This window comes from Nocardia sp. NPDC004260, from assembly GCF_053603155.1.
On sequence record NZ_JBSGEZ010000050.1, the window covers coordinates 29653 to 55410 of the forward strand.

At 69.7% G+C, this 25758-nt stretch carries 2 protein-coding genes; both read left to right on the forward strand.

Annotation, left to right across the window (positions count from 1 at the left end; translation table 11 throughout):
- Positions 1-502 precede the first annotated feature (502 nt).
- Positions 503-24970, forward strand: coding sequence for a non-ribosomal peptide synthase/polyketide synthase (locus tag ACWEO7_RS26005; protein ID WP_452426911.1), 24468 nt, complete (start codon positions 503-505; stop codon positions 24968-24970).
- Positions 24964-25758 carry an FkbM family methyltransferase gene (locus ACWEO7_RS26010; protein ID WP_452426913.1) on the forward strand — a complete coding sequence of 265 codons (795 nt, stop codon included), beginning with the start codon at positions 24964-24966 and terminating at the stop codon, positions 25756-25758. The genes ACWEO7_RS26005 and ACWEO7_RS26010 overlap by 7 nt, the downstream gene beginning before the upstream one ends.

Consider the following 25758-nt stretch of genomic DNA (forward strand, 5'->3'; position numbering starts at 1 on the left):
GCCCGATCGCAGGTGTCTCTCCTCGGCTACTCGCCTCGGAACCAGGATCTTCTTCGGGGATGCGTGGTCGTAGTAGCGGCGCCGTGCGAGGTGTGTCACGGGTCCGCTCCGCTGGAATCGCGATCCGAAACACCGGCTTCCGTGCGGGGCCGCGAGGTTTGATACGACTAGACTGAGCCAGGCTGCTGTCAGATAGCTTGTCCCGCCAGAGTGTCGATGCTCCACCGCAGATTCAAAAGTTCTGTTTTCAGATTTTGAGCCGACTGGAAATGCCGACAAACAGGAGGTGTGGGAGCCGCCGTAGAGACCACAATGGTGTCCGATTCGGATGCCGGGAACCGGCTGATCGAGCTACACGGGAAACCTGAACGGCGCGGCGAACAGCAGGGGTACGCCGCTTCTCAGCAGACCAAGTGCATATATAAGCCAGATTTCGGACGCGGTGAGCCTGCGTGGTTCCGCCATGCCTTCACGCGTCCGGGTAGGAATAAGGGGTCATGCGATGCATCTGAAGTCAGACGGAACCGCCGATGGCGAACCGGGGTTGATTCCGCTCTCGAGCGCGCAGTACGGCATGTGGCTCGCGGATCATGTGCCCGGTGGACCGGCTGTCAACATCGCACACTACGTCGAGATCGATGGCCCGGTGGACCACGACGCGTTCACCCGCGCGGTGAACAACGGCGGGCACGAAACCGAGTCCCTCGTGGTGCGGGTGATCGAATCCGACGGACGCCCTTATCAATTCGTGGACCGCAGCATCATCTACGACGAGCCGGTGCTGGATTTCAGCGATGCGGAGGATCCGGTCGCGGCGGCGATGGAGTGGATGCGCCGCGACTACAACACGAAGGCGGTCGATCTCAGTCGCGACCGGCTCACCCGGACCAGGCTGATCCGGGTCGGCGAGGACCACTACTTCTGGTACGGCCGCGCGCATCACCTGGTGGTCGACGGGTACGGCGCCTTCAACAGCCTCACCCGAATGGCCGAGCACTACAACGCGCCGCTGGAAGGCAGGCCACCGACGCGGCTGGACGCGGCGAGTCTGCACGACATCGTCGAAGCGGAGCGCGTCTATCGCGCCGGCTCGCGGTACCAGGCGGACAAAAAATATTGGCTGGACAAGGTTTCCGATCTGCCGACACCGGTGAGCCTGTCCGGCCGAACGGCACGTTCCGGCAAGGTGGACCGCGTCGCAGGCCTGCAGCTCCCGGCGCATCTGTCCGACCGGCTCGACCGCTTCGCCGACGAGGTGAACGCATCCGCCGCGCAGGTGGTGATCGCGGCGTTCGCGGCGTTTCTTGCCCGGATGACCGGCACCGAGGACGTCGCGCTGTCGCTTCCGGTGACCGCCCGAGTGACCAAGCGCCTGCGCAACTCCGCCGCGATGTTGGCCAACATGGTGCCGATTCGTTTCGCCGTGCGCCATTCCACCACCGTGGAGGAGCTGGTCCGCGCCTCGGTGTCGGAGCTCGTCTCGGCCATGCGCCACCAGCTGTACCGGTTCGAGGATCTGCGCCGCGACTCGGCCGCGATCGATTCGTCGGCGAACTCGTTCGGCCCGATCGTGAACATCTTGTTCTTCGATTCGGAGATTCGCCTCGGCTCGGCCGTCGGCCGCTACCGCGCGCTGACCTCGGGCGCGCTCGACGATCTGCAGCTCAACCTGTACCGCTCCGGGGCGGACGCGCCGCTGCTCATCGAGTTGCACGGCAATCCGAACCTCTACGGGCAGGACGAACTCGAGTCGCACGCCGACCGGTTCCTGGATTTCCTGCAGCGGATGATGGACTCGTCCCTGGACACCCGCATCGGTGACATCCAGCTGGTCGGCCCCGCCGAGGAATTGCGCATCGTCGAGGAACTCGCCGGTCGCGACGGCGAATCCCCGTCGGCCACATTGGTGGATCTGCTGACCCGGCAAGCGGCGGCGACTCCGTCCGCGGTGGCCGTGACGTCCGATGCGACCACTCTCACCTACCGCGAGCTCGACGAACGATCCACCCGGTTCGCCCGCGGGCTCATCGCACTCGGCGCGGGACCGGAAGCACTGGTGGCCATCGCGATGCCTCGCGACGCCGACCTGATCGTCGCCGTGCTCGGCGTGCTGAAATCGGGCGCGGGGTACCTTCCACTGGACACCGCCCATCCGGCCGAGCGGCTCGAATACGTACTGGGCGACGCGAACCCGATCGCGGTGGTGACCACGCGGGGCATGCGCGAGCACGTGCCCGGCGATCCCGGCCGCGTCGTGCTGTTCGACGACGTGCTCGCCGCGGAGCAGGCCGCGGACCCGATCACCGATGCCGATCGGACCGGTCCGTTGCGTCCCGATCACCTCGCCTATGTCATCTATACGTCCGGATCGACCGGTCGGCCGAAGGGCGTGTCGATCACGCACCGCGCCGTGTCCACCTACCTGGTGAACTCGTGCGCGGCGATCGGGATTCGATCCGACGACGTCTGGACGCTGTTCCACTCCTTCGCCTTCGACTACTCGGTCTGGGAGATCTTCGGCGCACTGGTCACCGGCGGCCGGATCGTGGTCGTGGACAGCCTCACCACCCGTTCGCCGGACGACGTGGTGCGCCTGGCGGCGCGGGAGAAGGTCACCGTCTTCAGCCAGACGCCGTCGGCGTTCTATCAGTTCGCGGCCGCGCGCCAGCGGTACGCGCACGCAGGAGAGCCGGAAGGCGAACTGTCGCTGCGGCTGGTCGTCTTGTCCGGCGAAGCTCTCGATCCCGCCGGGCTGGCCGACTGGTACGAGCACAACCCGGACCTGCCGGTGCTGGCCAACAGTTACGGCATCACCGAGACCACCGTCTTCGTCACCTACACCGACCTCACGCCGGACGTCGCCGTCCCGGGCGCGCCGAGCACGGTCGGCCCGGCATTGCCGGGCCTGCGAACCTATGTCCTGGACGAGCGGTTGCGTCCGTGCCCGCTCGGCGCATGGGGCGAGATCTACGTCGCGGGAACGCAGCTGGCTCGCGGCTATCTCAACCGACCGGCGTTGAGCGCGGGACGTTTCGTCGCCGACCCCTTCGGCGGTTCGGGTCAGCGTCTCTACCGCAGCGGCGACGTGGCGCGCTGGAATCACCGGGGCGAACTGGAGTATCGCGGCCGCGCCGACCAGCAGGTGCAGTTGCGCGGGTTCCGGATCGAGCTGGACGAGATCCGCAACGCCCTGCTGGCCCACGACAGCGTCGCCGCGGCGGTCGTCGTGGTGCATCTGCCCGGCACGGAGGCGGCCCGGCTGGTGGGATACGTCGTACCCGCCGTCGGCGCCACCTGCGAGCCGGACGAGTTGCGCACCCACGTCGGCGGGATGCTGCCGGAGTACATGGTGCCGTCGAGCGTCGTCGTGATCGACGCGGTGCCGCTGACCGTGAACGGCAAAGTGGATCACCGGGCATTGCCCGAGCCGGTGTTCGATTCGGCCGCGGCCTACGTCGCTCCGCGCACGGCCGTCGAGGAGTCGATCGCCGACGTCTTCGCCGAGGTGCTCGGCACCGACCGGGTGGGCGTGTTCGACAGCTTCTTCGACCTCGGCGGCAACTCGATCACCGCGACCAGCGCGGCGGTGCGTATCGCGGAAGCGACCCGGTGCGATGTGTCGGTGCGCGACCTGTTCGTCAAGCAGACCATCGCGGAACTCGCCGCGCACATCGAGGACGGACACCGTTCCGGCAGGCCCGTGCTGCGGGCGGCGGACAGACCCGATCCCATTCCGCTCGCGCCGGCGCAGAACAGGATGTGGCTGGTCAACCAGACCGACCCGGCCTCGGCCGCCTACAACATTCCGCTGATCGTCCAGCTCACCGGACGTCTCGACGCGGCGGCGCTGCGTGCCGCGCTGACCGACGTGATCGATCGGCACGAATCGCTGCGCACCGTCTACCCCGCGGTGAACGGCGAGGGGACACAAGTGATTCTGCCTGCCGACGAGGTCGTCGCGGGGCTCGACCTGACGCCGCGGCCGACCGACCCGGACGACATCGAGGGCCGAATCCGCGACCTGGCTTCGGTCGGGACCGATCTGCGCGAACGCGCTCCGATCCGGGTGGCGCTGCTCGCTACCGCCGACCGCACGCGGCATGTGCTGGCCGTGGTCCTGCACCACATCTGCTGCGACGGATCGTCGCTGCGGCCCCTCGCGGCGGATGTCGCCGTCGCCTACGAGGCGAGGGCGCAGAAGAAGATCCCGGACTGGGAACCGCTGAGCGTCCAGTACGCCGACTACAGCGTCTGGCATCGCAGCCTGCTCGGCGACCCGGACGATCCGGATTCCCGGGCGGCCCGCCAATTGCGGTACTGGTCGCAGCGTTTGGCGGGGATGCCGCCGGTCCTCGAGCTGCCCGCCGACCGGCCGCGTCCGGCCCGCCGGACCATGCGCGGCGACGTCGCGGACACGGTGATCCCCGCGGAGACCTTCGCCGGAATCGAGCGGCTGGCGCGTGCCGCCAACGTCACGACGTTCATGGTCGTCCACGCCGCCCTGGCCGTGCTGCTGGCCCGGATGTCGGGCTCGGCGGACATCACCATCGGCACGCCGGTCGCCGGTCGCGGCGAACGCGCGCTCGAGCCGCTGATCGGCATGTTCGTCAACACCGTGCCATTGCGTACCGAGGTGTGCGCCGAGGAGTCGTTCACCGAGTTCCTCACGCGCGTCAAGGGCATCGACGTCGACGCCTTCGCCAACAGCGACCTGCCCTACGAACGTGTCGTGGACGAACTGCATCCGAAGCGGTCCCCGGCGTACGCGCCGCTGTGCCAGGTGTATCTCGCGTTCGAGAACATGGACCGGGCGAACTTGGAGCTGTCCGAGCTCACCGTCGAGCTGCTGGACCCCGGCGCCGAGCCAGCGAAGGTGGACATCATCGTCACCGTCGCCGAGAACACCGCCGCGGGCGGCGATGTCGCGCTGCGCGTCAACTACGCGACGGACCTGTTCGATCGGGAGACCGTCGAAGAGCTGGCCGAACGGCTGAATCGGGTGCTCGACGCCTTCGTGGCGAATCCACGGGCCCGAGTCGGCGACGTGGATTTGTTGTCGGGGGTCGAGCGCCTGGGATTGGTCCCGGCCTCCGGTGGTCGTGCCGAGCCGCCTCGGGTGCTGGCGGATGTGTTGCTGGTGGGTGAACGCACCGCGCCTGCCGTGGTGGCGGGGGATCGCGTGCTCTCCTACGGGGAGTTGGACGAATGGTCGAATCGTCTCGCACGGGCGCTGATCGACTGGGGTGTGGGGCCGGGGGATCAGGTCGCGCTGGCCATGGGGCGGTCGGTGGAGTTCGTGGTCGGTGTGTGGGCGGTGGCGCGGGCCGGCGCCGCGTTCGTGCCGGTCGATCCGCGCTATCCGAGCGAGCGGGTCGCGCACCTGGTCGCGGACGCGAATATCGAGGTCGGACTCACCGTCGAGGCGTCGTGCGGCATGCTTCCCGGTCACGTGCGGCAACTGGTTCTCGACCATCCCGGCACCGAGGCGTTCCTCGCGGCGCAGTCCCCGGCCGTGGTGACCGACGCGGAACGGGTGCGGGCCTGCCGTGTGGCCGACGCGGCCTACGTGGTGTACACCTCGGGCTCGACCGGCAGGCCGAAAGGTGTGGCGGTCACCCACGAGGGCTTGGCCAATTTCGCGATCGAGCAGCGCGAGCGGTATCGGGTGGATCGCAGGTCGCGCGTGTTGCAGGTGGCGGCGCCCGGCTTCGACGCGGTGATGCTCGAGTTGCTCATGGCGCACGCGAACGGCGCGGTGCTCGTCGTCTCGCCGCCGGAGGTGTTCGCCGGGGCCCAGCTGGCGGAATTGATTCGCGCACAAGAGGTCTCGCACGCCTTCGTGACGCCCAGCGTGCTGGCGACGATGTCGCCCGCCGGACTCGATTCGCTGCGGGTGCTGGTGGCGGGTGGCGAAGCGGTATCGGCCGAGACGGTTTCGGTATGGGCGCCGGGGCGTCGGCTGCACAACGGGTACGGGCCGACCGAGACCACGATCATGGTGGCGATCAGCGATCCGCTGTGCGTCGGCGACCCGGTGACCATCGGCGGCCCGATCCGCGGCGTCGACGCGGTGGTTCTCGACGACCGGTTGCGGCCCGTCCCGGTCGGGGTGACCGGACAGCTGTACGTCTCGGGCGTGCAGCTGTCGCGCGGGTACCTCAATCGTCCCGCCTCGACCGCCGTCACATTCGTCGCAAACCCGTACGGTCCCGCGGGCACTCGCATGTACGGCACCGGTGACCTGGCGCGCTGGACCGCCGATCACACCTTGGAGTACCTGGGACGCACCGACTTCCAAGTCAAGATCCGCGGACAGCGCATCGAACCGGGCGAGATCGAAGCCGTCCTCGCCGGGCACCCCACCGTCGCGGCAGCCGTCGTGGTGGGCGTGCACGCCGAGACCGGGTCGCGCCTGGCGGCGTACGTGGTGCCCGCCGACGGCGTGGTCGATACCGCGGAACTGACGAGGTATGCGGCGCAACGCCTGCCGTCGCACATGGTGCCGGACACCGTCATGGTGCTCGACACGCTCCCACTGTCGTCGGTGGGCAAAGTCGATCGCGCCGCCCTGCCGGAACCGGAATTCGCGCCCGCCGTGGATTTCGTCGCGCCGCGCAACGCCACCGAACAGATCGTGGCCGACATCTGCGCGGGCGTGCTGGGCGTCGAACGCGTCGGCGTGCTCGACAGTTTCTTCGATCTCGGCGGCAACTCGCTGTCGGCCACCCGCGCGGCCGCGCAGCTCAGCGGTGCGTTCGGCGTCGAGGTGCCGCTGCGCGCGATCTTCGAGACGCCGACCATCGGGGCGCTGGCGGAGCGCCTGCGCAGTGCCGACGCGGCGACCAGGGCGCCGCTGGTGCCGCAGGAGCGCCCGGACCGGATCCCGCTCTCACCCGCCCAGGCCCGGATGTGGTTTCTCAATCAGTTCGACACGAGCTCACCGGTGTACAACATCCCGCTGGTCGTGCGGATGTCGGGAGACCTCGACGTGGCTGCGATGCACGCAGCGATCGCGGATGTGCTCGAACGGCACGAGGCGCTGCGGACGGTATACCCGGACAGCGACAGCGGGCCGCACCAGATGATCGTGTCGGTGCCGACGGCGCTGCCGCCGCTGACGCCGGTGGCGGTCGCGGCCGGTGCGGTCGAGGCGCGCGTCGCCGCCGAGGTCGCCGCGGGCTTCGACGTCACCACCGAGGTTCCGTTCCGGGTCGCGTTGGTGCGCATCGCGGCCGACGAGCATGCCTTGGTGCTCGTGGTCCATCACATCAGCTTCGACGGGTCCTCGCTCGCGCCGCTGGCCGCGGACCTGATGGCCGCTTACCGTGCCCGGGTCGGGAACGAAGCGCCGCGGTGGGCCCCGTTGCCGGTGCAGTACGCGGATTACGCGCTGTGGCAACGGAAGTTGCTCGGCAGCGAGGACGATCCGCACAGTCCGACCGTCGCCCAGACCCGGTACTGGATCGCGGCTCTCGCCGATCTGCCCGAGGTACTGGATCTGCCCACCGACCGTACGCGGCCCGCGAAGCAGTCGTTCCGGGGCGCGACGGTCTCGGCCACCCTTCCCGCGGATCTGCACCGCGAGGTGATCGCGCTGGCCCGCAGCCACGACGCGACGGTCTTCATGGTGATGCACGCGGCCTACGCGGCACTGCTGGCGCGGTTGTCCGGTACCGGGGACATCGCGGTCGGCACACCGATCGCCGGTCGTGGCGAGCCGGGGTTGGACGGCCTGGTCGGGATGTTCGTCAACACGCTGGTGTTGCGGACGTACATCGAACCCGGCGCGTCCTTCGTCCGGATCCTGGACCAGGTCCGGGCCACCGACCTTGCCGCCTTCGAGAACGCCGACATCCCGTTCGAGCGTCTGGTAGAGGTGCTGAATCCGCCGCGCTCGACGGCACACGCGCCGTTGACGCAGGTGGGCTTCTCGTTCCAGAACATCGAGATCCCCACGGTGCGGTTCGAGGGCCTGACGGTCTCGGCGCGGATGGCCGATCCGAGCGTGGCGAAGTACGACCTGCACCTGAATCTGGTCGACGCCTTGGCGGCGGATGGTGAGCCGGGGGACATGGCGGTCGAATTCGGCTACGCGAAGGATCTTTTCGACGAGGCGACCGTCGAGTCGATGTTCGACCGCTATCTGCTGTTGCTGCGTGCGATCGTCGGTGACCCCACCCGCGCCATCGGCGACGTGGATCTGGTCACCGCCGAAGAGGCGCACCGGATCGCGGCCCGGTCGAGCGGCGTGCGGACGCAGGCTCCGTCAGCCACGATCGCGGACCTCTTCGCCGCACAGGTGGCCGCGACGCCGGAACACCCAGCGGTGCTCGACGCCGCCGGTGGTGCCCGGCTCGACTACCGGGAATTCGGGGCACGGGTGAATTCGCTGGCCCGGGCGCTGATCCGGCGCGGCATCGGACCGGAGACCGTCGTGGCGGTGGCGATGCGCCGCTCGGTGGACCTGCTGGCCACGCTGTACGCCATCCACGCGGCCGGCGCGGCCTATTTGCCACTGGACCCGGACCATCCGGCCGACCGGGTGAGCTCCGTCCTCTCCGCCGCGCGTCCCGCCGCGATTCTCACCCGTACGACCGACCGGGCGAGTCTGCCCTGCGACGTGCCGGTCTGGACGCTCGGCGAGCTGGAGGCCGAGCGCCTGGACGCGTCGGCGCTGACCGATGCCGATCGGATCCGGCCGCTGCGCCCGGACGATCTGGCCTACGTCATCTACACCTCCGGTTCGACGGGTGTGCCCAAGGGCGTGGCGGTTCCGCACGCCGCGGTGGTGAATCAGCTGCGCTGGATGCGCGACCACTACCGGCTCGGTGGCGGCGATGTCATGCTGCTGCGCACCCCGGTGACGTTCGACCTCTCCGTCTGGGAGCTGTTCTCCGCGCCGACCTGCGGCGCTGCCTTGGTGGTCGCCGGTCCCGACGTGCACGGCGATCCGCGCGAGATCGCCCGGCTGATGGCCGAGTATCACGTGACCACGGTGGATTTCGTCCCGTCGCTGCTCGCGGTGTTCCTCGAGGTGGCAACTCCGGATCAGTTCCCGGACCTGCGGCGCGTACTGTGCATCGGTGAGGCGTTGTCCGCGGAGATCGCGCGCCGCTTCCGGGATTTCAGCGACGCCCGCATCGACAACCTGTACGGCCCGACGGAAGCGGCGGTCAGTGTCACCGCGCACCGGATCGACGTGGTCGAAGGCGCGGCCGTGCCGATCGGCGTGCCCGAGGCGAATGTCACGGTGCACGTGCTGGACTCGCGGCTGCATCCCGTGCCGGTCGGCGTCACCGGCGAGCTGTATTTGGGCGGCGCGCAGCTTGCCCGCGGATACCACCGACGTCCGGACCTGACGGCGGCGACGTTCGTCGCCGACCCCTCCGGCGCCGCGGACGGCGCGCGCCTCTATCGCACCGGTGACCTCGTGCGCTGGGACGGCGACGGCAACCTGCGCTATATCGGCCGCGCCGACACCCAGGTGAAGGTGCGCGGCCTGCGGATCGAACTCGGCGACATCGAAGCGGCCCTGCTCGCGCACGAGCAGGTGCGCGCGGCTGTCGCGCAGGTACGCGGCGACGGCGGCGAGCAGCGGCTGGTGGCCTACGTCGTCGCGGATGGCGCGTTCGACGCCCGGCAGGTCCGGAATACGCTGCTGGACCGGCTGCCCGCCTACATGGTGCCGTCGTCGGTGACCCGGATCGACTCGATTCCCCTGAATGCCAACGGCAAGGTGGACTATCGAGCGTTGCCCGAACCGGACCCGAGCGCCCAGGACACCGAGTTCCGGGCGCCGCGAGGTCTCATCGAACAGGCGATCGCCGCGGTTTTCGCGGAACTGTTCGACCGCCCCGAAATCGGCGCGGACGACGATTTCTTCGAGTTGGGCGGCAACTCGCTGGTCGCCACGCGCGCGCTGAGCCGGATCGGGGACGTTGTCGACGTGACCATTCCGGTGCGCGCGATCTTCGAGGCACCGACCGTGTCGGGGCTGGCCGAGCGCATCGCCCAGTTGCGCGCGGTCCCGAGTCTGCCCGCGCCGACGCGGGTCACGCGGCCGGACCGTATCCCGCTGTCGCACGCGCAGACCCGGATGTGGTTCCTCAACCAGTACGACCCCGCCGCGCCAGGATATGTCGTGCCACTGGCGATCCGGCTGGAAGGCGCGCTCGATCCGGCCGCGTTGACGGCCGCTGTCGGCGATGTGGTCGAGCGGCACGAGAGCTTGCGCACCATGTATCCCGCGGTCGACGGCACGCCCACCCAAGTTGTGCTGAACGCCGAAGATGTACTCGCGACCTGCGATCTCACCCCGCAGGCCGTCGGTGAGCGGGAACTGCCGCACCGGCTGGCCGAATTCTGCGGCACCGGATTCGACGTGGCCGAGGGTGTGCCGCTGCGGGTGGCGCTGTACCAATTGTCCGACGAGGCGTGGACGCTCGCGCTGGCCGCGCACCACATCAGTTGTGACGGCTTCTCGGTGGCCCCGCTGGCGGCCGACCTGGTGACGGCGTACCGGGCGCGCTCCGGCGGTACCGCGCCGGATTGGGCGCCGCTGCCGGTGCAGTTCGCCGACTACGCCTTGTGGCAGCGAGCGGTTCTCGGTTCCGTGGACGACCAGAACTCGCCGATGGCCCGCGACATCGCTTATTGGCGAACCCAGCTCGCGGGCGTACCGGAGTTGCTCGAATTGCCGACCGACCGGCCGAGGCCGATCGAGCAATCCCAGCGCGGGGCGGTGATCCAGGTCGTCATACCCGGTGAACTGCAAGGCCGGGTGGAGTCGCTGGCACGGCGCTCCGGTGCCACCACGTTCATGGTGGTGCACGCGGCCCTGGCGGTGCTGCTGTCGAGGCTGTCCGGCAGCGACGACGTCACGGTCGGTGTGCCGCACGCGGGCCGGGGCGACCGGTCGCTGGACCACCTGGTCGGCATGTTCGTCAACACCTTGGTGCTGCGGTCGCGGATCACGCTCGACCAGACGTTCGCGAGTCTGCTGGACCAGGTGCGGCGCACCGACATCGAGGCGTTCGATCACGCCACCGTGCCGTTCGAGCAACTGGTGGACGCGCTGAACCCGGTGCGATCGACCGCGCATACGCCGTTGTTCCAAGTGCTGCTGGCCTACCAGAACATGACCCGGGCTCGCGTCGAACTGCCGGGACTCACCGTGGAGAACGTGGACCCCTGCGACAGCGCGGCGATCTACGACCTGCTGCTGATGATCAGCGAAGGCCACGGCACGCACAACGAGCCGACCGGCATGACGTTACGCCTGACCTACGCCACGGATCTGTTCGACGAGGACACGGTGCGCGGCTTCGCCGACCGGTTCGTCCAGGTCCTCGATGCCGTGGCCCGCGATGCCGAAGCCACCGTCGGGGAGATCGGCCTGCTCGACGAGGCCGAGTGGTCCCGAGTGCTGGAGCGGTGGAACGACACCGGTGGCTCGGCCGCACCGGGCCGGACGCTCGTCGACGTCTTCGACGAACAGGTCGCGCGCACCCCGGACGCCACGGCGCTGCGGCTTCCGGACGGAAGCACGTCGACCTACCAGGATTTCGACGCACGCGTCAACCGGCTGGCTCGCTGGCTCATCGAGAGCGGTGCCGGGCCGGAGACGATCGTGGCGGTGGCCGTCCGCCGATCGGCCGAGCTGGTCACGGCACTGTACGCGGTCGTGAAGGCGGGCGCCGCGTTCCTGCCCATCGACCCGGATCACCCGAGCGCGCGGATCGCGCACGTCCTCGGCGCAGCCGATCCTCTGCTGGTGCTCACGACCGCGGACGACGGCCAGGGCCTGCCCGACGGATTCGAGTACGCGCGGATCGACCGGCTGGACGTGACCGGTCTGTCCGGTGCCCGGATCACGGACGCGGAGCGCCGCACGCCGCTGCGGCCGAACCACCTGGCTTATGTGCTGTTCACCTCCGGGTCCACCGGGGTGCCCAAGGGCGTGGCGCTGACCCATGCCGCCACCGTGAGCCAGCTGGCGTGGGCCCAGCAGCGGTGGCCGCACGGAACGTCCGACGCGGTGCTGCACAAGACGCCGATCACGTTCGACATCGCCGTGTGGGAGTTGTTCTGGCCGTTGCAGACCGGCGCGCACATCGTCGTGGCCGAACCGGGCGGACATCGCGATCCCGTTTACCTGGCGGAGGTCATCGCACGGTACGAGATCACCACCGTGCACTTCGTCCCGTCGATGCTCGATGTCCTGCTGGAATCGGCCGGGGTCGCGGAACTGCCCTCGATCCGGCGGGTGTTCGTCGCGGGTGAGGCGCTGGCGCAGCGCACGGTCGACGCCGCGGCGCACGTCTTCGCGCACGCGGAGCTGGTGAACTGGTACGGGCCCGCGGAGGCGGAGGTGGTCACCGCGCAGCGGTGCGCGCCGGGTGCGTCGGCCGTCGCGGCCGTGCCGATCGGAGCGCCCGCCGGCGGCATGAAGGTCTACGTGCTGGATTCGCGGTTGCGGCCGGTGCCGGTCGGGGTCGTCGGGGAGCTGTACGTCTCGGGTGTCCAATTGGCGCGCGGATACCACGGGCGCGCCGACCTCACCTGCGGCGCCTTCGTCGCCAACCCGTTCGGCGTCGCGGGACAGCGGCTGTACCGGACCGGGGACCTGGTCCGGTGGCGCAAGACCGGCGAACTGGAATACTTGGGGCGCGGCGACTTCCAGGTGAAGGTGCGCGGTCAGCGGGTGGAGCCCGGTGACATCGAAGCCGCGCTGCGCGCCTGCGGGCAGGTAGCGCGTGCGGTGGCCATCGTGACGACGGAGCGCATCGTCGGTTACGTGACGTTGGCGCCGGGCGCGGTCACCGACGGCCGCGCGATCCGCGAAGAGCTGACCCGGACGCTGCCGTCCTACTTGGTTCCGGACGTCGTGCAGGTGCTCGACGCGATGCCGCTCACCGCCAACGGCAAGCTCGACCGCCGGGCGCTGCCCCGGCCGGTGTTCGACGACGGCGCGGACTTCGTCTCGCCGCGCACCGACGGCGAGGTGGTGCTCGCGCGTCTGGTCGCCGAACTCACCGGCGCGGAACGGGTGAGCGTGACCGCGAACCTCTTCGAGATCGGTGTCAACTCGCTGTCGGCCGCTCAGCTCGCGGCGCGGGCCCAGGCGGTCGTCGGTGTCGATGTCGGTATCAAGGATGTTTTCGATGCGGCGACCATCGCCGCACTGGCGGAGCGGATCTCGGCACGGACCAGATCCACCGCTGTTGCGCTGACCGCGCGGCCACGCACCGGCGCGGTCCCGTTGGCGGCGGCGCAACGGCGGATCTGGTTCCTCAACCAGTTCGACACCTCCTCGGCGGCCTACAACATCTGCTTCGCGGCCCGCCTGACCGGGCCGCTGGACACCGAGGCACTTCGTGCCGCGTTCCTCGACGTGGTGACCAGGCACGAGCCCTTGCGGACGGTGTATCCGCTCGTCGACGGCGAGCCCTGCCAGGTGGTGCGGGAGGTCGCGACGATCGCCGCGGACATGGCCTTCGAACCGGAGCCGGTCGTCGGCGAGACGGAACTCGCCGACCGCATACGGAACGTGGTCGAGGCGGGATTCGACATCGCGGAATCGGTACCCGTGCGTGCGCGGTTGTATCGCACCGCGCCGCGGGAACATGTGCTGGTGGTGGTGGTCCATCACATCGCCGCCGACGGAGCGTCGATGGCTCCGCTCGGCCGCGACGTGTTCGCCGCGTACCGGGCGCGGGTGGGCGGCCATGCGCCCCGGTGGGAATCGCCGGTGGTCCAGTACGCCGACTACGCGATGTGGCAACAGGAGCTGCTCGGCTCCGAGGACGATCCGGCGTCGCTGATCGCGCGGCAGATCGATTACTGGACCGACGCTCTGGACGGTTCCCCGGAGCTGCTCGCCCTGCCGACGGACCGGCCACGCCCCGCCACCCTCTCGACCGACGGCGGCAACGTCCGGTTCGAGCTGCCCGCGCGGCTGCACGACGACATCGTGCGGCTGGCCCACCGCGAGGGCGTCACGGTGTTCGTCGTCCTGCACGCGGCCCTGTCGATCCTGTTGGCGCGCACCGCGCACAGCGACGACATCTCGGTCGGCACGCCGGTCGCCGGTCGCGGCAGGCCGGAACTCGACGATCTCGTCGGCATGTTCGTGAACACGGTGGTGCTGCGGACCCGCATCGATGAGGACCGCTCGTTCCGGGAGCTTCTGGCCGAAGTACGCGATATCGACCTCGAAGCGCTCGCCCACGCCGACCTGCCCTACGAGCGGCTCGTCGACGTCATCGGCCGTCCGCGTTCGACGGCGTATTCGCCACTGTTCCAAGTGATGTTCGGGTTGCAGAACACCGGAGCGGCCCGATTCGAGTTGCCCGGAATCGACGTCGAGATCATGGACCCCGGCATCGCGCAGGCCAAAGCCGACCTCACCGTGCTGGTGACCGAGCGGCGCGAAGGCGATCGGCCCGCCGGAATCGACGGCGAGATCATCTACGCCACAGATCTTTTCGTCCGATCGACCGCGCATGCTCTGGCGGAGAGGTTCGTCCGCGTGCTCGAGGCGGTCACCTCCCATCCGGCGCGGGCGATCGGCCACATCGATCTGTTGAGCGCCGCCGACACCGACCGCTTGGTGCCCGCGCGAGGCGGCGCCGACGCGCGGCCTTGCTTGCTGCCGGATCTGCTGGCGACGGCCGTGGCATCGGCTCCGGCGGCGGTGGCCCTGATCGGGGACGGCGAAACCGTCACGTACGCGGAGCTGGACGTCAGGGCCAACCGGCTCGCTCGTCACCTGCTCACCCAGGGAGTCGGGCCGGGAGTGTTCGTGGCGCTGGCCGTGCCACGCTCCGTCGAGTATCACGTCGCCATGTGGGCGATCGCGAAGACCGGCGCCACGTTCGTTCCGGTCGATCTGCGCTACCCCGCCGAGCGGATCGCGCACATGGTGAGCGATTCCGGCGTCCGAGTCGGGCTCACGCTCGCGACCGCGCGCGAGGAGCTGCCGGACGCTGTGCGCTGGCTGATGCTCGACGATCCGAGCACGGCGGAGGAGATCACGGCGCGGTCCGGCGAGGCGGTGACCGACGCGGATCGCGGACGTGTGCTGCGGATCGAGGATGCCGCGTACCTGATCTACACGTCCGGTTCGACCGGAACGCCCAAGGGCGTCGTGGTCACCCATGCCGGGTTCGCGAACTTCGCGGCCGAGCAAACCGAACGCTACCGGGTCGACGGCACGTCGCGGGTGCTGCAAGTGGCGGCGCCCGCGTTCGACGCGGTGCTGCTGGAAGCGTTGATGGCACATGCGGCGTGCGCGGCGTTGGTCGTGTCGCCACCGGAGGTGTTCGGCGGGCCGGATCTGGCCGCGCTGATCCGGACGCATCGGGTGTCGCACGCGTTCTTGACGCCGAGCGTGCTGGCGACCATGGCGCCCGCCGGTCTGGAGTCGGTGCGGATGCTCGCGGTCGGCGGCGAGATGGTGCCCGCGGAGCTGATCGCCACCTGGGCGCCAGGTCGCCGGTTGCACAACATCTACGGCCCGACCGAGACGACGATCGTGATCACGATGAGCGACCCGGTGCGGCCGGGCGATCCGATCGCGATCGGCGGCCCGATTCGCGGCGCGGAGGCCTTGGTGCTGGACGCGCGCTTGCGCCCGGTGCCGGTCGGAGTCACGGGGGAGTTGTACCTGTCGGGTGCACAGTTGGCGCGCGGCTATCTCAACCGGCGTGCGGTCACTGCCGGTGCGTTCGTCGCGAATCCCTACGGTGGACCGGGCGCGCGGATGTACCGCACCGGAGACATCGTCCGCTGGACGACGCGACGCACGCTCGAATACGTCGGCCGCAGCGACTTCCAGATCAAGATCCGTGGCCAGCGCATCGAACTCGGTGAGATCGACGCGGCGCTGCTCACGCACCCGGCGGTGGCCGCCGCGGTGACCGTCAGCCGCACGGGGCCGGGCGGGCAGCAGGTGCTGGCCGCGTACATCGTGACCGAAGGCGCGACGGTCGCCGATCCGGAGACGGTGCTCGAACACGTCGCGTCGGTGTTGCCCGCGCACATGGTGCCGTCGGTGCTGACGGTGCTCGATCGCATGCCGATCACCTCGACGGGCAAGGTGGATCGGAAAGCGTTGCCGGAGCCGGTCTTCCGCGCCGATGGAGCCGACGCGGAGGCGGCGTCCACCGATCTGGAACGCACCGTCGCGGCCGCGTTCGCCGACGTTCTCGGCGTCGCGTCGGTCGGCGTCTCCACCTCGTTCTTCGCCCTCGGCGGCGATTCGATCCTGTCGATCCAGCTGGCTTCCCGGTTGAAGTCGGCAGGTGTCGTCGTGACGGCGCGGGACATCTTCGAGCAGAAGACCGTTCGTGGCCTGGCGCGGGTCGCCGCGGCCGCCGAACGGACCTCGCTCGCGGAGTTGCCGGGTGGCGGCGTGGGCGAGATTCGGTTCACCCCGGTGGTTTCCTGGTTCACCGAGCGACTCGGCGCCGCTCCTCGGTTCGCTCAGTCGATGCTGGTGCGCTTGCCGCGCGACGCGCGAGTCGAGGACGTGACCGCGACGGTGCGGGCCGTGCTGCGACAGCACGACATGCTGCGCGCGCGGCTGCGCGAACACTGCTTGGAGGTGCCGCGGCCGGAGGCCGCCGACGCCGCGGGCGTGGTGCTGACCCGCACCTTCCGCGCGCACGAGACTCCGGGCAGTGACGGTTTCAGCGCGGTGGTGGAAGGGGCGCTGGCCGAGGCGTCGGAACGCCTCGACCCGGCGGCGGGCCGGATGGTGCAGGTCGTGTGCCTGCTGCCCGAACCGGGCCTCGACGCCGAGGCGCGGGCGCTCGTGGTCGTCCATCACCTCGTGGTCGACGGTGTGTCCTGGCGAATCCTGATTCCCGATTTCGCGACCGCCTGGCAGCAGGTCACGCGGGGACGAACGGTGGAATTGCCCGCGCAAGGGACATCCATGCGCCGATGGGCGCACGCGCTGGCCGATGCCGCCGCGGCCCGTGCCGGGGAGTTCGACCTGTGGCACCGGATGGGTGCGGCGCCGGATCCGCTGCTCGGCAGCGCGGTGCTCGATCCCGCTGTCGACACCCAGTCGACCGTGCGGCATCTGACGGTGTCCCTCCCGGTGGACGTCACGTCGGCATTGCTCGACGCGGTGCCGAAGGCCGCGCACGGCAGCGTCGACGACGCGCTGCTGGCCGGCCTGGCCGTGGCGGCGACGCGCTGGCGGCACCGGCGCGGTATCGCGCACGCGGGTGTGAAAGTCCTCTTGGAGGGGCACGGCCGCGCGGAACAGATCGCCGAGGGAGCGGATGTCTCCCGCACGGTGGGCTGGTTCACCAACACCTATCCCGTGGCGCTCGACCTGAGCGGGGTGAATGCGGATGATCCGCGTGCCGCGGTGAAATCCGTGAAGGACCAGTTGCGCGTGATCCCGGACAAGGGGATCGGCTACGGCCTGTTGCGTTACCTCCACGCCGACACCCGCGACCGGCTCGCGGCACTGCCGGAGCCGCAGATCGGGTTCAACAATCTCGGCCGGGTCGGCGTCGACCTCACGACGCTGTCCGACCTCGCGTGGATTCCGACCGACGAGCCGTTCGACCGGTGGTCGGCCTTCGATCCCGACATGCCCGCGGCGGCGGCCATCACGATCGATGTGAACATCGTGGATACCGAAGCGGGACCGCGCCTGTCGGCGCGGATCGGCTACGCGTCCCGGCTGTTCGAGCGCGACGACGTGGCCGAACTCGCCGACGAATGGACCGGCGCGGTGACCGGGATCGCCACCGCGGCCCTCGCGGACGAGGACTGGGGCTTCTCACCCGCCGACGTTCCACTCGTGGAGGTCACACAATCCGACCTGGACGGGTTCGCCAACCGTTACGGAGCGCTCGGCGATGTCTGGTCGCTGGCGCCCCTGCAGGCGGGACTGCTGTTCCATGCCGAACTCGCCGCGGGTGATCTCGACGTCTACACGGCGCAATCGACGCTCGCCCTCGCCGGTGTGATCGATGCGGATCGGCTGGAGCGCTCCGCCGCGGCCTTGCTGGAGCGTCATCCGAATCTGCGAGCCGCCTTCGTGCGCACGGCCGATGGCACTCCGGCGCAGGTGATTCCGGCGGCCGCCGCCGTGCGCTGGCGGCGGGTCGATCTGCGCGACGGCACGACGACCCCCGAGGAGCTGATCGCGGCCGAGCGGGCGGTCCCGTTCGATCCCGCCGATCCTCCGCTGCTGCGGTTCCTGCTGATCGACGTGGCGCCGCAGGACTTCCGGCTGGTGCTGACGGCGCACCACCTGCTGTTGGACGGCTGGTCGTTGCCGTTGCTGTGGCGCGAGTTGATCGGCCTCTACGCGGTGAGCGCGCGGGCCGAGCTGCTGCCCGCCGCGGCGTCGTACCGCGGCTACCTGGAATGGCTGGATCGGCGTGAGTCGTCGACCGGCATCGAGGTGTGGCGGGAGGTCCTGCGCGATTTCACCGAACCGACGGTGATCGCCGACGCGCGGACACACACGACGGTCGGCATCCCGGTCGACCTGGCGGTGGTGCTGGATCGCACCGTCACCGCGGAACTGGTGGAATTCGCTCGGGCGCGGGCGGTGACCATGTCGACGATCGTGCAGTTCGCCTGGGCGGTGGTCCTGGGGAACCTGCTCGGCACCGAGCGTGTGGTGTTCGGTAGCACGGTGTCGGGACGTCCCGCCGACCTGCCCGGTGTGGAGTCGATGATCGGCTTGTTCATCAACACGATTCCGGTAGCCGTGCACCTCCCGCGAACCTGGACCGTCGAGGACGCGCTGCGGCGGTTGCAGGCCGACAACACCCGCTTGCTCGATCACCACGACGTCGAACTGTCCCGGATCCTGGCGGACACGGGCGCTGCCCAGCTGTTCGACACGCTGGTCGTCTTCGAGTCGTATCCGGTCGACAGCAGCGGCCTCGGCGACGCGGACATCGACGGCATGCGGGTGGTCGCGGCCGATGGAAGCGACGCCGCGCACTACCCGATCACGGTGCAGGCGCACCAGACCGATCAGCTGCACGTCATGATCCGCTACCAGCAGGCCCGCGTGGACGACTCGACGGCCGCCGGCCTGGCCGCCCGGCTGGAGACCGTGCTGCGCGCCATCACGACCGATCCGGGCGCGCGGCTGGGCGCGGTCGACCTGCTGACCGCGGCCGAGCGCCGTGACCTGGTACCCGCCACCGGCGGACCCGCCGCAGCGCCCCGGGTTCTCGCTGAGCTGTTGGCCGCCGGTGTCGCGGTGGATCCCGAAGCGGCAGCGATCGTTTCGGACGGGCACACGATGTCGTACGCCGAGTTGGACGCCTGGTCGAACCGTGTCGCGCGCGAGCTGATCGACTGGGGTGTCGGCCCCGGCGACCAGGTGGCGTTGGCGATGGCCCGATCGGTGGAACTCGTGGTCGGCATGTGGGCGGTCGCCAAGACCGGCGCCGCGTTCCTGCCCGTGGATCCGCGCAACCCCGCCGAACGCGTCGGGCACATGGTCGCCGACTCGCGGGTGCGGGTCGTGGTCACGGTCGAGGCGTGGCGAGAGCTGGTCTCCGCACCCGTCCGGCGGCTGGTGCTCGACGATCCGGAAACCCGGAAGGGGATCGAGGCGCGGTCCTCGGACGCGGTGACCGACACGGATCGAACGCGGACGCCGCATGTTCGCGACACCGCGTACGTGCTGTACACCTCGGGCTCGACCGGGACGCCGAAGGGCGTCGCGGTCACCCACGAGGGGCTGGCCAATTTCGCGGCCGTGGAACGTGACCGTTTCGGCGCGGACAGCCGGTCGCGGGTACTGCACGCGTCCGCTCCCGGTTTCGACGTCGTGGTCCTCGAACTGCTGCTGGCCCACACCAACGGTGCGGTACTCGTGGTGGCGCCGCCGGACGTGTTCGGCGGCCCCGAACTGGCGGAATTCATTCGGCAGCAGCGCGTCTCGCACTCCTTCCTGACGCCGAGCGTGCTGTCGACGATGTCGCCGGAGGGGTTGGATCGCCTGCGGGTGCTGATCGCCGGTGGCGAGGCCGTGACGCCGGAGATCGTCACGCAGTGGTCGCCGGGCCGGCGACTGCTGAACGGGTACGGCCCGACCGAAACGACGATCCTGGCCGGAATCGGGGGCCCGCTGCATCCCGGTGCGGCCGTCACGATCGGTGGTCCGATCAGCGGCGTCGAGGCCGTCGTGCTGGACGCCTGGCTGCGGCCGGTGCCGGTGGGCGTGGTCGGCGAGTTGTATCTCGCCGGTGTGCAACTGGCCCGCGGATACGTGAACCGGCCGGTGGCGACGTCGAACGCGTTCGTCGCGAACCCGTTCGGTGCGCCGGGATCCCGCATGTACCGCACCGGCGACCTCGCTCGCTGGACGCCGGAGCACACCGTGGAGTACCTCGGTCGCCGCGACTTCCAAGTCAAGATCCGCGGTCAACGGATCGAGCTCGGTGAGATCGAGGCCGTGCTGGCCGCGCACCCCGGCGTGGAACACGCGGTCGTCGTGCTGCGCGAAGACGAGCGTGGCGTCGGCAGACTCGTCGGCTACCTGGTCGGCGCCGAGAACCTGGATCCGGAGGAGATCAGGGCGGCCGCGCGGCTGCGGCTGCCCGCGCACATGGTGCCCGACATCTGCACGGTGCTCGCCGAATTCCCGCTCACCACAACCGGAAAGCTCGACCGCCTGGCACTGCCCGCCCCGCGGTTCTCGGCGGCGCGGGCCTGGACCGCACCGGGTACGGAGACCGAACGGCAAGTCGCGGAAATCTTCGGAAGCGTCCTTGGCATCGACCGGGTCGGGGCGGGCGACAGCTTCTTCGACCTCGGCGGCAACTCGTTGTCGGCGACGCGGGTGACCGCTCAGTTGGGTACCGCGCTCGGAGTGAGGGTGGGCGTTCGCGACCTGTTCGAAGCGCCGACGGTCGCCGGACTCGCCGCCCGTCTGGACGCCTCCGAGCGGACGGTCCGCGCGCCACTGGGGCCGCGCACCCGCTCCGGGCCGGTGCCGTTGTCGCCGGCACAACAGCGGATGTGGTTCCTCAACCAGCTCGACACCTCCATCGGCGCGTACAACATCCCGCTGGTGATCCGGTTGACGGGCGAACTCGACATCGACGCGTTGCGGCGCGCGTGCGAGCTGGTCCTCGATCGGCACGAGTCACTGCGGACCAGATTCCCGATGACCGACGGGACGCCACATCAGGTCGCGGTCCCCGTCGAAGAGGTCACGATCGGGCTGACCGCCGTACCGGTCGAGGCGGATCGGCTGATGGAGCGAGTGCTCGCCACCGTCTCGGCGAGCTTCGATGTCACACAGGCGCCGCCGCTGCGCATGGCGTTGTTCCGGCTCGGAGCCACCGAGCACGTCTTGGTCATCGCCGTGCACCACATCTGTGCCGACGGGCAGTCCATGATGCCGCTCGCGCGAGACGTGGCGGTGGCCTACCAGGCGAGCACACAAGGGACACAACCGATCTGGCCCGCTCTCGCGGTCCAGTACGCGGACTACACGCTCTGGCAGCGCGATGTACTCGGCGACGAGCGCGACCCGGGCTCGGTCATGTCCCGGCAGTTGCGCTTCTGGAAGGACACCCTCGCCGGGCTGCCCGAACTGCTCGAACTGCCCACCGACCTGCCGCGTCCGCCGGTGGCGTCGATGCGCGGCCGGACCGTGGATTTCGAGATCTCCGCCGCGTTGCGGGAACGAATCGGCGCGGTGGCGCGCGCGGCGAACGCGACTGTCTTCATGGTCGTGCACGCCGCGCTGGCCGTCCTGCTGTCGCGGTCGGCCGGTGTCGGCGATGTCGCGGTGGGTGCTCCGGTGGCCGGACGCGGGGAGCGCGAACTCGACGATCTGATCGGCATGTTCGTCAACACCCTCGTGCTGCGGTCACGGGTGTCGTCGCGTCAGTCGTTCGCTGACCTGCTCGCGGCGACGCGGGAGACGGATCTGGCGGCGTTCGCCCATGCCGACGTGCCGTTCGAGCAGGTGGTGGAGGCGATCAATCCACCGAGGTCCACGGCCCATCTGCCGCTGTACCAGGTGACGCTCGACGTGCAGAACCTCAGCAAGGCCGCGTTGGAACTGCCGGGGCTCACCGTCGAGCCGGTCGAGAACGGCTTCGAACCGGCGCAGGCCGACCTGAACCTGAATCTGGTGGAAGGGTCCGGCGCCGGTGGGCAGGCGGAGGGCATCCGAGGTCGCCTGACCTACGCCACCGATCTCTTCGTCGAGGAGACGATGACGCGGTTCGCGGCGGCCTTCGTGCGGATCCTGGAGCAGGTGACCGCCGATCCGGAGGTCGCCGTCGGTGACATCGACCTCGTGGGCCCGCAGCAGCGTCGCGAGCTGCTCGGCGCGGCCGGTGGCGCCGGGGTCGCGGTGCCGGACACGACCCTCGCGGAACTGTTCACCGCCCAGGCCGTCGCGCGACCGGACGCGGTCGCGGTGACCGACGGCGTGTCGCGGCTGACCTACGCGGAGCTGGATCGGCGCTCCGCCGCGGTGGCCGCGCGGCTGGCGGAGCGGGGAGTGGGTCCGGAATCGCTGGTGGCCGTGGCGTTGCCGCGCTCGGCGGACCTGGTCGCCGGCCTGCTCGGCGTTGTGCGCGCGGGTGCGGGATATCTGCCGCTGGATGTGGCGTATCCGCCCGAACGATTGCGCTTCATGCTCGACGATGCTCGCCCGGCCGCGGTTCTCACCTCGGCGGACCTGGCCGCCGCGGTGCCGGAGTGCACCGCGCCGGTACTGCTCATCGAGGAGTGCGCGAACGACGACGCGGCGGGCTCCGATTCGGTGGTGTCGCGTGCGCGGCCGGGCAACGTCGCCTACGTGATCTACACGTCGGGATCGACAGGGCGCCCGAAGGGCGTGACGGTCGGCCACCGGGAAGCGGTCACCCTGTTCACCAACGCGGCCGAGCGATTCGACCTCGGACCCGACGACGTGTGGACGATGTTCCATTCCTACGCGTTCGATTTCGCGGTGTGGGAGATCTGGGGCGCGCTGCTGTCCGGCGGCAAGGTGGTCGTGGTCGACTACGACACCTCCCGGTCGCCGGAGGCGTTCGTGGACGTCGTGGCGCGGGAGGGCGTGACCGTGTTGAGCCAGACGCCGTCGGCCTTCTACGGATTCGTCGACGCGGAGCGCCGCTATCGGGAATCCGGCTGCCCCGCGGGAGATCTCGCGTTGCGTTATGTCGTCTTCGGTGGCGAGGCGCTGGACGCGTCGCGGTTGGACGACTGGTTCGCCGCGCACGCGCCGGGCATGCCACGGCTGATCAACATGTACGGCATCACCGAGACGACCGTGCACGTCACGTTCTCCGAAGTGACGCAGCCGAACTCGGCTGGGATCGGTGTGCCGCTGCCCGGGCTGCGGGCCTACGTTCTCGACGACCGGCTGCGTCCGGTGCCGATCGGTGTCGCCGGAGAGATCTATGTGGCCGGTGGGCAGCTTTCCCGGGGATATCTGGGGGCCGCGGCACTGACCGCGGGCCGATTCGTGGCGAATCCCTTCGATCCCGACGGCGCCCGGCTCTATCGATCCGGGGATGTCGGCCGCTGGCGGAAGTCCGCGAGCGGGCTGGAGTTGGCGTACGCGGGCCGGGCCGACGCGCAGGTGCAGTTGCGTGGTTTCCGCATCGAACTCGGCGAGGTTGAGTCGGCGCTGTTGCGCCATCCGCTCGTCACCCAGGCCGCGGTCACGGTGCACCGGCACGATCGCGGTGTCGATCAGCTGATCGGCTACGTCGTCGGCGTCGACGGCGAGCGGATCGATCCGGCGGAGGTCCGCGAGGCCGCCGCCCAGGTGCTGACCGGCTACATGCTGCCCGCGACGATCATGGTGTTGCCCGCGCTGCCGTTGACGGTCAACGGCAAGCTCGACCGAAAAGCACTGCCCGACCCCGAGTTCGACGAGTCGACGACCGCGTTCGTGGCTCCCCGGACCCGCACGGAGAAGGTGATCAGCGACGTCTACGCGCAAGTCCTCGGCGTCCAGCGGGTCGGGGCATCGGACGGCTTCTTCGATCTCGGCGGCAACTCGCTGCTGGCCACCATGGTGGTGACCGAGTTGCGCGGCCGCGGCGTGACGATCCAGTTGCCGTGGATGTTCGACGACGCGACGCCGCGAGCTCTGGCGGCGCGGGCCGACGGCACGGCGGGCGGTTCGGGGCTGCAAGTATTGCTGCCGCTGCGCGCGCACGGCCCGAAGCCCGCGGTGTTCGCGGTGCACCCCGCGGGCGGGCTGGCGTGGTTCTACGGCGGAATGGTCGAACATCTGCACAAGGACCGGCCGGTCTACGGCTTGCAGGATCCCCATGTCGTGGCGGGCGAACCCGGTGCGCGTTCCATCGAGGAACTCGCGGAACGCTATGTCGCCGAGATCCGCCGAGTGCAGCCGAGCGGGCCGTATCACCTGCTGGGGTGGTCGCTGGGCGGTGCCATCGCGCATGCCGTCGCGGTCCGGCTCCAGCGGGAAGGACAGCAGGTCGGAATGCTGGCCATGATGGACAGCGCGGTCGGCGACTCCGAGGCGCTGGCCGCGGCGGTGAGCGGCACCGCGGACGAGCCCGCGCCGAGCGAACTGATGGCCGATCTGCTCGGTGGCTGGCGTGAGCTGTTCGACCTCGGCGCCGAGGTGACCGCCCAGACCCACGAGCAGGCCTGGGCGGTGATCCGCGATCAGGTGACCGCCACCGGGATGTTCACCGCCGAACAGGTCGATCGGGTGATGGAGAGCTTCCGGACCGCGAGCGATATCGCCCGCGAGCACCGGCCGGGTGTCTTCGACGGCGATCTGATCTTCTTCACCGCAGGAAAAGACCGTGCGGACCACGACGCCGTCGTGCGGACGTGGCGGCCGTTCATCACCGGCGACCTGCACAACACTGTCGTCGACGCACGACATCTCGAGTTGACCCATCCGCACGCACTGGCCGTCATCGGCCCGATCCTCGAAAGGTTCGCGAACGCATGCTGAAGACTCTCGATCAACTCCAGCAACTCCGGCTCGAGGACGGCAGGACGGTCGCCTGTACCAGTCCGGCCGAGGCGCGGATGTTGTGGGGCGAGATGTCGACCGGCGGCTTCTATCGGCTAGCGGCCGCGCTGCTGCGTCCCGGGGACATCGCACTGGACATCGGCGCGAACATCGGGCTGAGCGCGATGATGTTCGCCGACACCTGCCCCGGCATCCGGGTGATCGCCGCCGAGCCGGCCCCGGCGACCTTCGACTGTCTGCAGCGCAATATGGCCGCTCATGTGCCGGACGGTGTGCCGTTGCAGGTCGCGGTCGGTGCGGCGCCCGGCAGCGCGCCGTTCACCTGGTACCCACGGGCGTCGGCGAATTCGGGTCTCTACGCCGACCGCGCGGCCGATGACCGGGCCACCGAGATCTACCTGCGCAACAGTGGCCTGAACGACGAGGCGATCGCTCTCATCACCGCCGGGCTGCACGAGGGCGAGCGAATGGAGGTCGAAGTCACCACCGTTTCGGCGATACTCGACGAGCACGGCGGGAACGCGGAGGTCGGCTTGCTCAAGGTCGACGTCGAGCGAGCGGAGCTCGATGTCCTGCGCGGCATAGCCGCCGCGGACTGGCCGCGTATCCGTGCCGTCGTCGCCGAGGTGCACGATCGGGACGACCGCTTGGCCCAGTGCTGCGAATTGTTGAGCGGACACGGTCTGTACGCGCGAACGCGCCAGGACCCGAGCCTGGCCGGAACCGAACTGCACGAGATCTACGCCATCAGAGCGGAGAGCGTCTGA